At 62.3% G+C, this 14,886-nt stretch carries 11 protein-coding genes; 8 read left to right on the forward strand and 3 right to left on the reverse strand.

All coding sequences use genetic code 11. The features are described 5' to 3' along the window. Positions 1 to 64: 64 nt before the first annotated feature. Positions 65 to 1,315, forward strand: coding sequence for a cation:proton antiporter (locus GRI65_RS00440; protein ID WP_332872570.1), 1,251 nt, complete (start codon positions 65 to 67; stop codon positions 1,313 to 1,315). Positions 1,316 to 1,421: 106 nt separating this feature from the next. Continuing rightward, the gene (locus GRI65_RS00445) at positions 1,422 to 2,840 is read left to right on the forward strand and encodes an aldehyde dehydrogenase family protein (RefSeq protein ID WP_160754577.1); all 1,419 of its coding nucleotides are present in this window, start codon (positions 1,422 to 1,424) and stop codon (positions 2,838 to 2,840) included. A 72-nt stretch (positions 2,841 to 2,912) separates the two neighbouring features. Here the strand turns inward: GRI65_RS00445 and GRI65_RS00450 are convergent, their stop codons facing one another. After that, positions 2,913 to 6,167 (reverse strand): amidohydrolase family protein, encoded by a 3,255-nt coding sequence (locus GRI65_RS00450; RefSeq protein WP_160754578.1) that lies wholly within the window; start codon positions 6,165 to 6,167, stop codon positions 2,913 to 2,915. A gap of 201 nt (positions 6,168 to 6,368) precedes the next feature. On the opposite strand from GRI65_RS00450, the gene GRI65_RS00455 reads away from it, so the two are divergent. From GRI65_RS00455 to GRI65_RS00470, 4 genes are all read left to right on the forward strand, one after another. Next, positions 6,369 to 7,298, forward strand: a complete 930-nt coding sequence (locus GRI65_RS00455) for a sugar kinase (RefSeq protein WP_232843872.1) — start codon at positions 6,369 to 6,371, stop codon at positions 7,296 to 7,298. A 145-nt stretch (positions 7,299 to 7,443) separates the two neighbouring features. Beyond that, the gene (locus GRI65_RS00460) at positions 7,444 to 8,205 is read left to right on the forward strand and encodes a crotonase/enoyl-CoA hydratase family protein (protein ID WP_160754579.1); all 762 of its coding nucleotides are present in this window, start codon (positions 7,444 to 7,446) and stop codon (positions 8,203 to 8,205) included. A gap of 6 nt (positions 8,206 to 8,211) precedes the next feature. Further along, positions 8,212 to 9,360, forward strand: coding sequence for a CaiB/BaiF CoA transferase family protein (locus GRI65_RS00465; RefSeq protein ID WP_160754580.1), 1,149 nt, complete (start codon positions 8,212 to 8,214; stop codon positions 9,358 to 9,360). Positions 9,361 to 9,385: 25 nt separating this feature from the next. Next, entirely contained in the window at positions 9,386 to 10,528 is a 1,143-nt protein-coding gene (locus tag GRI65_RS00470; RefSeq protein ID WP_160754581.1) for an acyl-CoA dehydrogenase family protein, read from the forward strand. Here GRI65_RS00470 and GRI65_RS00475 read toward each other — a convergent pair whose 3' ends face one another. Continuing rightward, entirely contained in the window at positions 10,529 to 11,404 is an 876-nt protein-coding gene (locus GRI65_RS00475; RefSeq protein WP_160754582.1) for an alpha/beta fold hydrolase, read from the reverse strand. 80 nt (positions 11,405 to 11,484) lie between these two features. Here GRI65_RS00475 and GRI65_RS00480 point away from each other — a divergent pair, with 80 nt between their 5' ends. Then, the gene (locus GRI65_RS00480) at positions 11,485 to 12,648 is read left to right on the forward strand and encodes an acyl-CoA dehydrogenase family protein (RefSeq protein WP_160754583.1); all 1,164 of its coding nucleotides are present in this window, start codon (positions 11,485 to 11,487) and stop codon (positions 12,646 to 12,648) included. An 18-nt stretch (positions 12,649 to 12,666) separates the two neighbouring features. On the opposite strand, the gene ribB is transcribed toward GRI65_RS00480, so the two are convergent. Next, positions 12,667 to 13,959 carry a 3,4-dihydroxy-2-butanone-4-phosphate synthase gene (ribB, locus tag GRI65_RS00485; protein WP_160754584.1) on the reverse strand — a complete coding sequence of 431 codons (1,293 nt, stop codon included), beginning with the start codon at positions 13,957 to 13,959 and terminating at the stop codon, positions 12,667 to 12,669. 213 nt (positions 13,960 to 14,172) lie between these two features. On the opposite strand from ribB, the gene GRI65_RS00490 reads away from it, so the two are divergent. Next, complete coding sequence (locus GRI65_RS00490) at positions 14,173 to 14,844, forward strand: response regulator transcription factor (RefSeq protein WP_160755532.1); 672 nt, start codon at positions 14,173 to 14,175, stop codon at positions 14,842 to 14,844. Positions 14,845 to 14,886 lie beyond the last annotated feature (42 nt).

Consider the following 14,886-nt stretch of genomic DNA (forward strand, 5'->3'; position numbering starts at 1 on the left):
TTAATTGGCCGCAGCATTCTTCGATCGATGTGCTAGCTGTTGATCGCCATACTTGAGGATTTCCGTGTTCGGCTTCGATTCATTCCATATCCTGCTGGCCGCGACCGGTGCGATCATCATCCTTTCCTATTGGATGCCGCGCTTCATTTCCGGGCGAGAACCCGCCGCGTCGGCAGCGCTGGTTTTCTTGGGACTAGCCGCATTCGCCCTGATCCCCGGCATTCCCGACGCCGTCAATCCTCTGGAGAACCCGTTAGTCTGGGAAGTGACTGCGGAACTTTGTGTTATCATCGGGTTGTTCGGTACCGGGCTCCGGATCGACAGCCTGACTGGTCACGATTTGTGGCGTCCCACAATCAGGCTCCTGGTGTTCGCGATGCCACTAACCATTTTGGCGCTGGCAATTGTCGGCTGGCAGGCGGCGGGTATGACGCTGGCAGGCGGGCTGTTGCTGGGCGCGATCCTTTCGCCGACGGACCCGGTGCTCGCCGGGGACGTGCAGGTCGGCCCGCCATTGGAAGGCGGAGAGCATCCGGTACGGTACGCGCTCACGACCGAGGCTGGGCTAAACGACGGTCTGGCGTTCCCGTTCATCCACCTTGGCATTGCGGTCGCGGCTGCCGGAGCAGTGACCGCGGAGTTGCTGATTGAATGGGCGCTCCTCGACGTCTTGTACCGTATTTCCGTTGGCGCAGTGGCGGGCGCTGCTTGCGGCTTGCTGCTGGGCCGCATTCTGTTTCGTTGGCCCAGGAAAAATGCTCTGGCAGTTACCCAGTCCGGGGTAGTTGCGTTCGCCGGGGTCATCTTGACCTATGGCATGACCGAACTGTTCGAGGGCTACGGCTTCATTTCAGTCTTTGTCGCCGGACTGGTGCTTCGACGCCAGGAATCAGGCCACCATTTCCACGAGCGGTTGCATGATTTCAGCCAGTCGCTGGAGCATACGCTCACCGCTCTGCTGCTTGTCGCATTGGGCGCGGCCATTCCATTCTTGTGGCCATATCTGGACTGGCAGCATGCGGCGATCGGACTGGCGCTGGTATTTATCATCCGCCCCGTCACCGCATGGCTCGCCCTTACCCGCACCGACTTGAATTTTCGGGAACGGTTCGTGATTGCTTTCTACGGCGTCCGCGGGATCGGCTCGGTTTATTATCTCGCTTATGCAGGCAATCACATCGAACTGGTCGATGAGGGCGCATTGTGGGCCACCGTGGCGTTCACGATCGTGCTGTCGATTGTCGTGCACGGCATCACGGCGGGCCTGGCGGTGGAGCGCGTGACCGAACCAGAAGGCCAAGCGTCGGGGACGTAACCAGCGCCAATTGCGCCGCCATTCCGCAATGACTTGTCGCAACCACGCCGTCTGCTGCCTATATCCCCACGCAGGAATGAGATCCGCGTTTTAGGGAGAGTGACGAATGGACGGTTACAAGCAGAATTATATCGGCGGCCAATGGGTCGATTCAATCGGCGGAACACCGCATCAGGTGATCAACCCGGCGACCGAGGAACCGGTCACGGAAATCGTCCTGGGGACCGCCGCCGACGTGGATTCCGCGGTTGCAGCGGCCAGGCAGGCGTTCAAGACCTTCAGCCAGACGACCCGGGAGGAGCGGCTCGAACTGCTCGGTCGGATTGTCGAGGAATACAAGAAGCGGATACCCGACATCGCCAAGTCGATGGCCGGCGAGATGGGCGCTCCCGTCAGCCTCGGCATGGCCGCACAGGCGCCGGCGGGACTTGGCGGGTTCCTCGGCACAATTGCCGCTCTGAAGAACTTCAATTTCTCCGAACAACAGGGTGCCAACCTGATCGTCTATGAACCCATCGGGGTGGTCGGAATGATTACCCCGTGGAACTGGCCGGTCAACCAGATCGCCCTGAAGGTCGCCCCGGCGCTGGCAGGCGGCAACACGATGGTGCTCAAACCATCCGAGGAATGCCCCGGCAACGCGGCAATCCTGGCGGAAATCATGGACGCTGCTGGCGTTCCAGCAGGCGTGTTCAACCTGGTGCAGGGCGACGGGCCGACCGTTGGCAACGCCATTTCGTCCCATCCCGGCATCGACATGGTCAGCTTCACCGGATCGACCCGCGCGGGCGTGCTGGTGGCAAAGGCCGCTGCCGACACCGTCAAGCGGGTGCATCAGGAACTCGGCGGGAAGTCACCAAACCTGGTGCTGCCCGGCACCGACCTCGAAAAATTCCTGCCCGCAACCATTGCCGGCGTGATGGTCAACACCGGCCAGAGCTGCATCGCGCCGACCCGGGTGCTCGTGCACAAGGACCAGGCCGACGACGCGATCCGGGTGGTCAAGGGTATCGTCGAAGGTACGAAGGTCGGCGATCCGATGGAAGAAGGCGGCCACATCGGCCCGGTCGTCAACAAGACGCAGTATGACAAGATCCAGAGTCTGATCCAGTCCGCGATCGACGAAGGTGCCACCCTCGAGACCGGCGGGACCGACCTTCCGACCGGCGTCAACCGCGGTTATTATATCAAGCCGACGCTGTTCAGCGGTGTCACCCCGGATATGCGGATCGCCCGCGAAGAAGTATTCGGCCCGGTTGTCACGCTAATGAATTACGACACGCTGGATGAAGCAATCGAGATTGCCAACGATACCGAATATGGCTTGTCGTCAGTCATCTCGGGGGACCCTGCAGAGGCGGCCAAGGTCGCGCCCAAACTGCGCGCGGGCATGGTTGCCATCAATGCCTGGGGCCCGGCTCCGGGCGCACCGTTTGGCGGGTACAAGCAATCCGGCAATGGCCGCGAAGGCGGGGTTTACGGTCTGCGCGATTTCATGGAAATGAAGGCGATCAGCGGACTTTGACCTGATCCTCAAGCTGCAAGGTAACAACGGGCCTGCGATGATCTCGCAGGCCCGTTTCGTTCAGGCTCCGGATCATTCCCACCAATAGGGAAGCCGTTTGGCGGTGCCGGTCTCGACCTCGTTCATGGTCACGGCATCGTACAGGCGCCCGCCGAGCATGACCTGCGCGATCTTGTCGCTGTTACGGATGTCGGCGGACGGATCGGCGGTCAAAACCACGAGATCGGCCAGCTTGCCGACTTCGAGGCTGCCGATGTCCCGGTCCATCCCGAGCGACTTTGCCGGGGCGATCGTTCCGGCCCTCAGCGCTTCGACCGGCGTCATGCCGCCGCGTACGAACGACCACAATTCCCAATGCGCGCCGATACCCGCCTGCTGTCCGTGCGCACCGATCGATACCTCGACGCCGCGGTCTGCCAGCTTCTTCGCTTCCCGGGCATTGTCGTCATCGACGAAGACCCATTCCGGCCCTTTCACCCGGCGCACGTTGGCTGCCAGCAACTGGTCGGGCGGGGTGTGGACCAGCAGCGGATTTTTCCACACGTCGGTGGCCTGCCGCCAGTACGGATCGCCCGCGAGCCCGCCATAGGTGACGACCAGAGTAGGAGTGTAATTGGTCTGGCTCTGGCCGAAGAACTGCAGCACGTCCTCGTAAAAATATTCCAGCGGAACGTTGTGTTCCAGCGTGGAATTGCCATCCGCCACCAGCGCCATGTCCATGCCGAACAGCGATCCGCCCTCGGCCACCACCAGCATGTTTTCCGCCAGCGAGGCACTGACCACCTGCTGGCGCTGTTCGCGGCGCGGCTGGTTGTAGTTCTTTACCGAGATCCCGCCCTGCGCCTTGATCCGCCGGACATGCGCCAGCGCATCCTCGTAACTGTCGATCTGCGCATAGACGTCGGGCGCCTTGGCACCGTAAATGATCTCGCCGGTAGAAAAGATGCGCGGCGCGAGCAGCTTGCCCGTCCGCTGGCGTTCCGCTGCGGCAAAGATCATGCTCGCCTGCGACGAGGGATCGTGCAGCGTGGTTGTGCCGAGCGCGAGGTTCTGGACCAGTTCCCAGTTCTGCTGCGGGATCAGGTCGCCGGTTCCTTGCGCGCCGTGCGCATGGGCGTCGATCAGGCCAGGCATGATCGTCCGTCCGGTCGTATCGATCACCTTCGCGCCGGCGGGAATGGCAACTTCGCTGCGGGGGCCGATGGCGCCGATCCGGTCGCCGACGATGACGATTACCCCGTCCTCGATCGCGCCGGCTCCGTCACCGGTCATGGTGAGGATACGGGCACCCGTAAGCGCCACGACACCGCTGTGTTTTGCGGCGGGCATGGTCATCGCCAGCGAGGTGCCGGTGGTGGGCGGGGTGAAACCCTCGGCGTCCTTTTCGGGCGGAGCGGACGGGAACATGGCGCTGGTCTGCGCGGAATAAAGGTTCGGCCCGAGGCTCCAGTTGAGCTGCGAACCGCCGCCGGACCAGCCGATGTAATCGGCGCCGCCCTTGCTGACGCGCGTGACCGGCAGCGCGCTGCTGTCGGCGCTGATTTCCACCGCCTGGCTTCCGGGCATCAACGGCGCGGTGAAGACATCGTAATTCTGGCGGAAAGCCACGAACCGGCCGTCGGGCGCGACACTGAATTCAGTCACCAGCTCGCCCTTGGCGTGGACCCGCCGGGCTTCGCCGTTGAGGTCGGCGGATACCAGTTGCAACTGCCCGCCGTCGCGGCCGGTCATGAAGACCCGGTCGTTATCCCCGCCGAACTGGGGGGATCCGAGATCGCGGGCAACCAGTTCCGGAGTGCCGCCGCTGGCCGCGATCCGATAGACGCCAGGGTTTTCCGACCATGCCTCGTCGGTCAGATCGCCGCCGCTGCGCCGCTCGAATACGATTGTCTCGCCGTCGGGCGAGAAACGCGGATGGGCGTAATGACCCGGCTGGCTGGTGACCTTGCGCTGGTTCCGGCCATTGGCATCGGCGGTAACAATCTCGCCAAGACCTGCGTCGGTCCAGCGCACGAACACGAGCTTTCGCCCGTCGCGGGACCAGCTGGGGAACAGTTCCAGCGCATCACTATCTGCGGTCACCTGCCGCGCCGTGCCGCCGCTGACGGGCCTGACCCACAGCTTGCCCAGCGTTTCGAACACCACCTGTTGCCCGTTCGGCGAAACGCTGGCGAAGCGGGGTATGCTGGTCGTTACAGTGTCGGGTGCTACCTCGATGACAGGGTGAGGGGCGTTCGCCACCCCGCGGGTGTCCTGCACGCGGAACGGGATCACCGACACATCGGCACTGTCGAGATCGACCCGGCGTAATTTGCCGCCTGCCCAGAACACGATGCTTTCTGAATCGGGCGTCCAGTCCATGTTGGGATAGACCCCGGTTACTGCCCAGGTTTCCTGCACGTCGCGGTCGAGTTCGCCGTAAAGCATCCGCTCCGCGCCTGATGCGATGTCCTTGACGAACAGCTGGCTTTCCCCCGCTACGCGGCGGACGAATGCCAGGTGCTCCCCGTCGGGCGAAGGCGCGGGGCGCACGGCGCCGCCAAGGCCAGAAACCGCCGTGGTGGTTTCGCCATTGGTCAGGTCATAGCGTTCGATCGCGAACAGCGCATTGGTCGAATCCTGGGCATATTCGAAGATCGGGCCGCCCGTAGTGTTGCGGGTGAAGTAGATCGCGGTTCCATCGGGCGCGTAGGTCGGCTCGCCCAGTTCCTTCTGGTGGGTTTCGTTGGGGCGCGCGACCAGTTTCACGCCGCCGCCGCCGGACACGTGGTACAGCCACACTTCGCCGGTTCCGAGTGAACGGCCGGTGGTGAAATGCTTTTTCGCTGCGATGAAGCGGCCATCGGGGCTCCAGCTTGGCTGGTTGAGCAGGCGGAACTTCTCCTCGGTCACGGCGCGCTTGTCCGAACCGTCGGCGTTCATGATCCAGATATTGTCCCCGCCGCCCCGGTCGGAAGTGAACGCAATCCGCGAACCATCGGGAGAAAAGCGCGGCTGGACTTCCCACGCCATTCCTTCGGCGATGCGCGTTGGCGTGCCGCCGGCAATCGGCATGGTATAGATATCGCCAAGCAGCGCGAACGCGAGCGTCCGCCCGTCTGGGCTGACATCGACATCCATCCAGCTGCCCTCTTCGACCGCAATCGGGATGTCGCGGACGGTCATCCCAGTCGGCGCGTTCACGTCCCATTTCGCATCGTCAGCATCGGTTTCGGCGGCGCTGGCCGTTGCCGGTAGCCCATCCGCGTCCTGCGCGTGAGCAGGTGCCGAGACGGCCAGGCCCGCTCCCAAGATTACGGCGATTACGGATGCGACACTGATCTTCATGGGTATTCCTCTCAAGATTCGAAGCCGGGGCTTAGCGCGGGATTGCGCCTTCGTCATCGACCTTGCGGATTTTCCGACAGACGGTTGTGGTAGTTCATCGTCACGGCGGCAACATTCGTGGAAATTCGTATTCTTCGTGTATCCGCGCAATTTGCGGGTAAGCGCCTTGCGCTGACGCGGACAAACGGGGAGGAAGCATCCATGTCGATTGTAATCTTTGGCGAAGCCATGCTGGAATATCACAGCGGAGCGTCTTCCGGCGGGCTGCGTTATGGCGGCGATACGCTCAACACCGCGATCCACCTCGCACGCATGGGTCATGATGTCGCCTACGTTACCGCTGTGGGCAAGGACCCGATAAGCGATGCGCTGGTTTCCGCCTGGGCTGCTGAAGGGATCGACACGCGTTTTGTGTTTAGGCACCCTGATCGCAGCCCTGGAATCTATGCCATTCGTGTCGATGACACCGGTGAACGTAGTTTCCTTTATTGGCGGGACCAGAGCGCGGCGCGGGACATGTTCGCCCTGCCGGGAATGTCCTTGGCACTTGCCCATGCGGCTACGTGCGATCTGGCCTATTACAGCCTGATCACTCTGGCGATCCTGCCGCCTGAGGCGCGGCAGTCATTACTGTCGGCTGCGCACTCCATCCGCGAGCGCGGCGGGCAAGTCGCCTATGACAGCAATTTCCGGCGGCTCCTGTGGCCCACGCTGGAAGCGGCGCGCGCCGCGTCGAACGACGCTGTAGCCTCAGCGACTATCGGCCTTCCGACGAATTCCGACGAAGGCGAGATTACCGGCCGGGACCTGTCCGAACAGGATATTGCCGTGAACTGGCTGGAACGCGGCTGCATCGAGGTGGTGGTCAAGGCCGGGGACCGAGGGTGCTTGCTGGCGCGCGCGGGATCGGAACCGGAGTTCGTTCCCGTCAAGCGGGTGGTGATGGTCGATGCCAGCGGCGCGGGGGATGGGTTCAACGCAGGCTATCTGTCCGCCCGTCTGGAAGGGCTCGATCCGGCCCAGGCAGCGGACCGCGGGCAAAGCCTGGCTGGCTGGGTGATCCGCCGGCACGGAGCGGTCCCGCCGGTCGATGACGATTTGCGCCAGCTGCTCGCGGATTTTCGCGGCTGAGCGCGAAAGTTTCCATGCCGGATTGAACACATCAGCATGTGCCCCAATAGCGGCGCGCAAAGGGCTAGTTTCCGGTTGACGGGCGCGTAAACCTTGGCCAGCACAAGGGCACGATAAGTTTCAATCAAAAATGGGAGCCTATGGGATGAGCGACGAATTGCTGACGCACGAGGAAGACGGAATCCTCGTCATGACCATCAATCGGCCCGAAGCGAAAAACGCCATGACCAAGGCCGCGTCCGAAGCGATCGCGGCGGCGCTCGACCGGCTCGATGCAGAAGATCATTTGCGTGTCGGCATACTTACCGGCGCGGGCGGCACATTCTGTTCGGGCATGGATCTGAAGGGATTCCTGCGGGGCGAAAGTCCGTCGGTTCCGGGGCGCGGGTTTGGCGGTTTGACCGAGAAGAAGCCGGCCAAGCCGTTGATCGCCGCCGTCGAAGGCTACGCGCTGGCCGGCGGGCTCGAACTGATGATCGCGTGCGACCTGGTGGTGGCGAGCGTCTCGGCGAAATTCGGTATTCCGGAAGCCAAGCGCGGGCTGGCCGCGGCTGCGGGGGGGCTGATGGTCTTGCCCGACCTGATCCCTCACAAGGTGGCGATGGAACTGGCGCTGACAGGCGAATTCATCACCGCGCAGCGTGCCTACGAGCTGGGGATGATCAACCGGATTACCGAAGGTTCCGCACTTGACGGAGCGATGGAGCTTGCCCGGGCGATCAACGCCAACGGTCCGCTCGCGGTTCGGATCTCGAAACAGATCATGGAAGAATCTCGCGGTTGGCCGCGGGACAAACGTTACGAGGAGCAGGCCAAGCTGCTGCCTAAGGTGTTCATGAGCGAAGACGCGCGTGAGGGCTCGCTGGCCTTTGCCGAAAAGCGCAGCCCGAACTGGAAGGGCAGGTAACCAGCCATGACGGGACCACTCAGCGGAATCCGGATCGTCGAATTTGCGGGGATCGGCCCAGGGCCGTTCTGCGGCATGATGCTGGCCGATCATGGGGCCGAAGTTATCCGGATCGACCGCGCGACTGGCAGCCGGGGCGGGTCGCAGCCGGTCACGTCCGAGGATGTGCTGGCCCGCGGACGCAAATCCATTGCGCTGGATTTAAAAAGTGCGAAGGGCGTAGCCTTGGCCCGCAAACTTTGCGCCACTGCCGACGGGATCATCGAAGGTTTCCGGCCGGGAGTTATGGAGCGGCTGGGCTTGGGTCCCGATCAGCTGTTGTCCGATAATCCAAAGCTAGTGTACGGCCGGATGACGGGCTGGGGCCAGACCGGCCCCTATGCGCCGTATGCCGGCCACGACATCAACTATATCGCGCTCGCCGGGGCGCTGGCTCATTTCGGCCGCGCGGGCGAAAAGCCGACCCCGCCGATCAACATGGTCGGCGATTTTGGTGGCGGCGGGATGATGCTCGCCTTCGGTATGGTTTCCGCATTGCTGGGTGTCGCACGGGGCGGGAAGGGGCAGGTAATCGACGCCGCGATGACCGACGGAACCGCGGTGCTGATGAGCATGATGCATGGGATGAAAAACATGGGCGTCTGGTCGGAAGAGCTGGGTGTGAACATGCTGGATACCGGCGCGCATTTCTACGACACCTACGAAACCGCGGACGGCAAGTTCATCTCCATCGGCAGTATCGAACCGCAATTCTACGCCGAACTGCGGCGGGCGGCGGGGTTGGCCGAGGACCCCGATTTCGACGCGCAGCATGACCGGCAGCAATGGAGCGCGCTCAAGGCGAAACTGGCTGCGGTGTTCAAGACCAGGACCCGCGCCGAATGGGACGCGGTCATGGAGCATACCGACATCTGCTACGCGCCGGTGCTGACTATGAGCGAAGCGGCCATCCATCCGCATAACATGGCCCGCGAGACCTTCGTCGAGGTCGGCGGCGACATGCAGCCTGCCCCCGCGCCGCGGTATAGTGTCACAGCCAATCCCGTGCCTACCGCTGCCCCGATGCCGGGTGACCAGACCGACGAAATCCTGGCCGAACTCGGCATCGACGCGGCGGAGCGCGAAACCCTGCGCGCCGCCGGAACCATCGCCTGAATCAGCGCCTGAACAGGAATTTCCCATGCTCGATATGTCCACCCGCTTTGCTTACAATGAAGATCACGACATGTTCCGCGACACCGTACGCAAGGTGTTTGCCGAACACATGGTCCCAAATCTTGAACGGCATGAGGAAGAAGGCATCGTCGGGCGCGAAGCGTGGAAGGCGCTGGGCGAGGCGGGGATGCTGTGCCCCACCGTAAGCGAGGAGAATGGCGGTCTCGGCCTTGATTTCGGGTACAACGCGGTGATCGCGGAGGAGCTGTCCTATATCGGATCGTCCGCCGGTTTTACGCTTCAGAACGATATCACCGTCAATTATTTCGAGCGGCTGGGGACCGAGGAGCAGCGGCAGAAATATCTGCCCGGAATGATCTCGGGCGATGTCATCACCGCCATCGCGATGACCGAACCGGGTGCCGGATCGGATCTGCAGGGCGTGCGCACGAGTGCGAAGCGGGACGGCGACGATTACATCATCAACGGCTCCAAGACCTACATCACCAACGGCCAGAATTGCGACGTGGTGATCGTGGTCGCCAAGACCGATCCGAGCCAGGGAGCGAAGGGAACCTCGCTGCTGCTGGTCGACGCCGGAACCCCCGGTTTCGAGCGCGGGCGCAATCTCGACAAGATCGGTCAGCATTCCGCAGACACGTCAGAATTGTTCTTCAACGATGTTCGCGTGCCGAAGGAAAACCTGCTTGGCCAGGAAGGGCGCGGCTTCGTGCACCTGATGGAAGAACTGCCGCAGGAACGCCTCTCGATTGCAATCGGCTGCCAGGCCAGTGCCCAGCGCGCGCTCGACGAAGCGGTTGCGTTCACGAAGGACCGCAAGGCGTTTGGCCAGACGGTGTTCGAATTCCAGAACACGAAGTTCACGCTCGCCGGGCTGGCGGCGGAACTGCAGGTCGGCTGGGCGCATATCGACTGGGCGCTGAAGCGGCACATCGCGGGCGAACTGACCACGGCGGAGGCATCATCGGCCAAGCTGTGGCACACCGAACTGCAGGGCCGCGTATGCGATGCCGCGCTGCAATTGCACGGCGGCGCCGGCTACATGAACGAATATCTGATCGCCCGCCTATGGCGCGATGCGCGGGTGACGCGGATATTTGGCGGCACCAGCGAGATCATGAAGGAAGTGATCAGCCGGAGCTTGTGATCAGGCGATAAACGCCTTCACCTCGGCCATGAAATCATCGAACCGGTCGTGGTGGACCCAGTGCCCGGCGCGGTCGTAATCGCTGACGCTGACATTATCGCCGAAATGCGCAATCCGCCCGTCCTTGACCGGGTTCGAGGCCCAGCTGTCGTTGCCGTAGATCATCCGCGTAGGGCAGGTGATCCGCCCCCAGATCAGGTGCAACTGGTCCTGCGTCCAGTCGTCGGGCGGCCACGCGTGCAGGTGGGGGTCGAACTTCCAGCTGAAAGTGCCGTCCTCGTTACGGATAACGGCGTGGGTTGTCAGATGGCGGGCCTGTTCCCGGCTGAGATAGCTGTTCGCCTCGTGCATCCGGTCAAGCGCGGTCTCGAACGTCGGGTAACGTTTCGGCAGCCGGGAGGATGCTTCCCGCTTCTGGTCGATCCAGTCGGTCCAGTGGGTGTAGAAGGGGGTGCTGCGCAATTCCTCGAGGCGTTCCGGGCTGGGACCAAGCCCTTCGATGGCAACCAGCTTGCGGACATTTTCTGGGTATAGCCCGGCATAGCGGATCGAAACGTTGCCCCCCATCGAATGGGCGACGATGGTAACCGGCGCCAGTTCCAGCTGGTGGATCAACTGGGCGAGGTCGTAGACATAGCCGATGGTCGGGTAATAGCCGTTTTCGTTCCACGCACTGTCACCGTGTCCGCGCTGGTCGGGGCAAATCACGTGCCAGTCTGCACGCAGTTCCTCCGCCGCCCAATCCCAGCTGCGGCAATGGTCCCGGCCGCCGTGCAGCAGGATCAGCGGCGGCGCGTCGTGGTTGCCCCAGTCGGCATAATGCAGCCGTGTTCTCTGCGATATGAAGGTCTGCGAAGTGGGGCCGATCAGATCCATGATATGTTGCGACTTCCGATTGCACTAATTCCGGCGGGTGATACGACACGGCCTTATCGCCTCTGACGAAAAGGTCCACCATGCCCGTAATCGACGTTCCCCAACCCGAATATATGAACGATGAAGAAATCTCCATGTTCTACGACGCGGTGGGCAAATTCTATGACCAGCATGCGCCGGAAAAGCGCGTCCTGAAATGGCGCGAGGATGGTCAGGTGGAACGCGAATTCTGGCGTGAAGCCGGGGCGGCTGGCCTGCTCGGAGTGTCGGTGCCGGAGGAATATGGTGGCCACGGCGGCGATTTCCGGCACGACATGGTGGTGGTCAACCAGCAGGCCAACAAGGGCGTCGAAGGCTTCGCCGCCAGCCTGCACAACGTGATTATCCTGCCATACCTGGTGCGCCACGGCACCGAAGAACAGAAGAAGAAATGGCTTCCGAAGCTGGTGTCGGGCGAACTGGTCTCGGCGATTGCGATGAGCGAGCCGGCGGCGGGTTCCGACCTCCAGAACATCACCACCACCGCGCTGAAAGACGGCAACGGGTACAAGATCAACGGTTCGAAGACCTTCATCTCCAACGGGCAGAACGCCGATTTCATCATCGTGGTCGCCAAAACCGACCCCAGCGAAGGGCACAAAGGCATTTCGCTCATCTGCCTCGAGACCGAGGGCGCCGAAGGCTTCCAGCGGGGCAAGAAGCTCGACAAGATCGGACTGGATGCGCAGGACACTTCGGAATTGTTCTTCGACGATGTGTTCGTGCCGGCCGATAACGTGCTGGGCGGCGTGGAAGGCAAAGGCTTCTACCAGCTGATGGGGGAGCTTCCGCAAGAACGCCTGCTGATCGCGATCCAGGCGATGATCACCATCGAAAAAGCGCTCGAAACCACTGTCGAATATGTGAAGCAGCGCAAGGCTTTCGGCAAGACGATCTGGGATTTCCAGAACACCCAGTTCACGCTGGCCGATCTGAAAGCGCGGGGTACCGCCGCCAAGGTTTTCGTCAACGATTGCACTGCCAAGCTGCTGGAGGGCAAACTCGATGTCACCACCGCATCGATCGCCAAATACTGGGTCACCGAATTGCAGGGGGAAGTGGTCGACAAGTGTCTCCAACTGCATGGCGGCTGGGGCTATATCAACGATTACCCCATCGCCCGCATGTTCCGCGACAGCCGGGTCAGCCGGATTTACGGCGGCTCGAACGAGATCATGAAGATGCTGATCGCCCGTTCGATGTGAGACCGGGCTGACGAAGCCTTATTCGATCGGACGTTCTCCGACGATCGACAGGCCGTAGCCCTCGAGCGCGACCAGCGAATGGTGTGAATTGGTCAGCAGTTCCATGTCGTGGACGCCCAGTTCGGCGAGGATCTGCGCGCCGACCCCGTAATCGCGCAATTCTTCCATGTCGGCCGGTTCTGCTTCACCCTTGTGCGCCTTGGTGACGACGGTGAACCCGCCAGCCTTGAGCCGGTTGATCACCACGATTACCCCGGTGCCTTCGCGGGCGATGATTTCCATGCTTTTCTGAAGGATGCCGGTACGCGGGCTTTCCTCCGCGAAAATGTCGCCGAAGACATTGAGCAAATGCATCCGCACGAGTGTGGGCTTGGCCGGATCGACCTTGCCCAGTGTCAGCGCCAGCGTATCGTCGCCGGTGGCCTTGTTGTGGAAGCTGATCGCGTTCCAGGTACCGCCATAGCGGCTGACGAAGCGGGATTCGGCGCGCTTTTCGACCATGTGGTCATGCTTGCGGCGATAGGCGATCAGGTCGCGAATGGTGCCAATCTTGAGATCGTGTTTCCTAGCGAAATCGATCAGATCGTCCATCCGCGCCATGGTGCCGTCTTCGTTCATGATCTCGCAGATCACGCCCGACGGATTGAGGCCGGCCAGCCGCGAAATGTCCACCGCGGCTTCGGTATGGCCTGCCCGCACAAGTACCCCGCCTTCGCGGGCGACCAGCGGGAACACGTGACCGGGCGTGACGATGTCATCCCGGCCTCGCGAGGCATCGATGGCGACACTGACGGTGCGTGCGCGGTCGCCGGCGCTGATCCCGGTGGTTACCCCTTCGCGCGCTTCGATCGAGGTCGTGAACGCGGTTTCGTGCCGTGTCCGGTTGTTCTGGCTCATCAGTTCGAGGCCAAGCTCGTCGCAGCGCCGCTTGGTCAGGGTCAGGCAGATCAGGCCGCGGCCGTGGCTGGCCATGAAGTTGATCGCTTGCGGGGTCGCCATCTGCGCCGGGATCACCAGGTCACCCTCGTTTTCGCGGTCTTCGTCGTCGACCAGCACGAACATCCGGCCGTTGCGCGCTTCGTCGATAATCTCTTCGATGCTGGCGAGCACCGGCCGGTCATCGTTGGCGACGATGAAGCTGGCCAGTTTCCCCAAGGTGTCCGCTGTCGGATTCCACTGGGTGTCCGTGCAGTCGCGCAACGAATTGGCGTGAAGGCCGGCTGCCCGGGCGATAGCCGCGCGGGACATGGTCCCTGCCTCGACAAGCTCACGGATTTTCTGCTGGATTATCTCTGGGGTAAATTGGGTCATGACAAGCGCCATACACATTTTAATGTGTGGCGCCAAGATGGAAACAACACTTCAATGTGAGGATGAGCGTTTCATAGGCCGACTAGACGGACATAGCGATACGCCAAAAGCTTTGTTTCCGCAATCGTCATCCCCGGACGCATCATAGTCGCGATTGTCACTATCCCGTCACATCACCGCGGCAATTCCACTGGCAACATGGGAACCGCGCAGATGGACGTGATCAATATCTTCCTGACCGAAGAGCTCGGGGAATCGCTCGAGGATTTTATCCATGATCAGACCCGCTTTACTTTCGACCGGCTTGACGCCGGCGGGCCGCGCCGGTTGGTCGAGGGGCCGATGTGGGCCTTTGTCGACTGGGTGATGGACGATCTGGCCGGGCTGGAGATGTGCCGCCGCCTGCGCGCCGATGCCCGGACGCGAAACGCCCATATCACCATGGTACTGGAACGCGACGATATCGAGGACCGGCGCCGCGCGCTGCGTGCGGGGGCGGACGATTACATGGTCGGACCGCTCGACCGCAACACCGTGCTTGACCGGGTGCTGGCACTACAGACGCAGCAGCAGCGCCACCGGGCCCAGCGGTTCGAACTGGGCGAATTGACGATCGACATGGCGGCGCTGCAGGCACGTTGGGCGGCGACGCCGATTTCACTGCGCCCCAATGAATTCCGGTTGCTCCGCTTTCTTGCCGAAAACCCCAACCAGGTCCTGTCCCGCAGTGACCTGATTGCCGGTCTCGGCAAACAGGAACCGGCAATCGATGAGCGGACCGTCGATGTCTGGGTGGGCCGTCTGCGGCGCGCGTTGAAATCGGCTGGCGCCGGTAATCCCCTCCGCACGGTGCGTTCGCTCGGATACGTCTTCGACGCCAGCTAAGCCGCCAACCCCGAGAAACTCGCCCGGCCCCGAAGGACCGGG

Source organism: Allopontixanthobacter sediminis (genome assembly GCF_009828115.1).
In the GTDB taxonomy this organism is placed as follows: domain Bacteria; phylum Pseudomonadota; class Alphaproteobacteria; order Sphingomonadales; family Sphingomonadaceae; genus Allopontixanthobacter; species Allopontixanthobacter sediminis.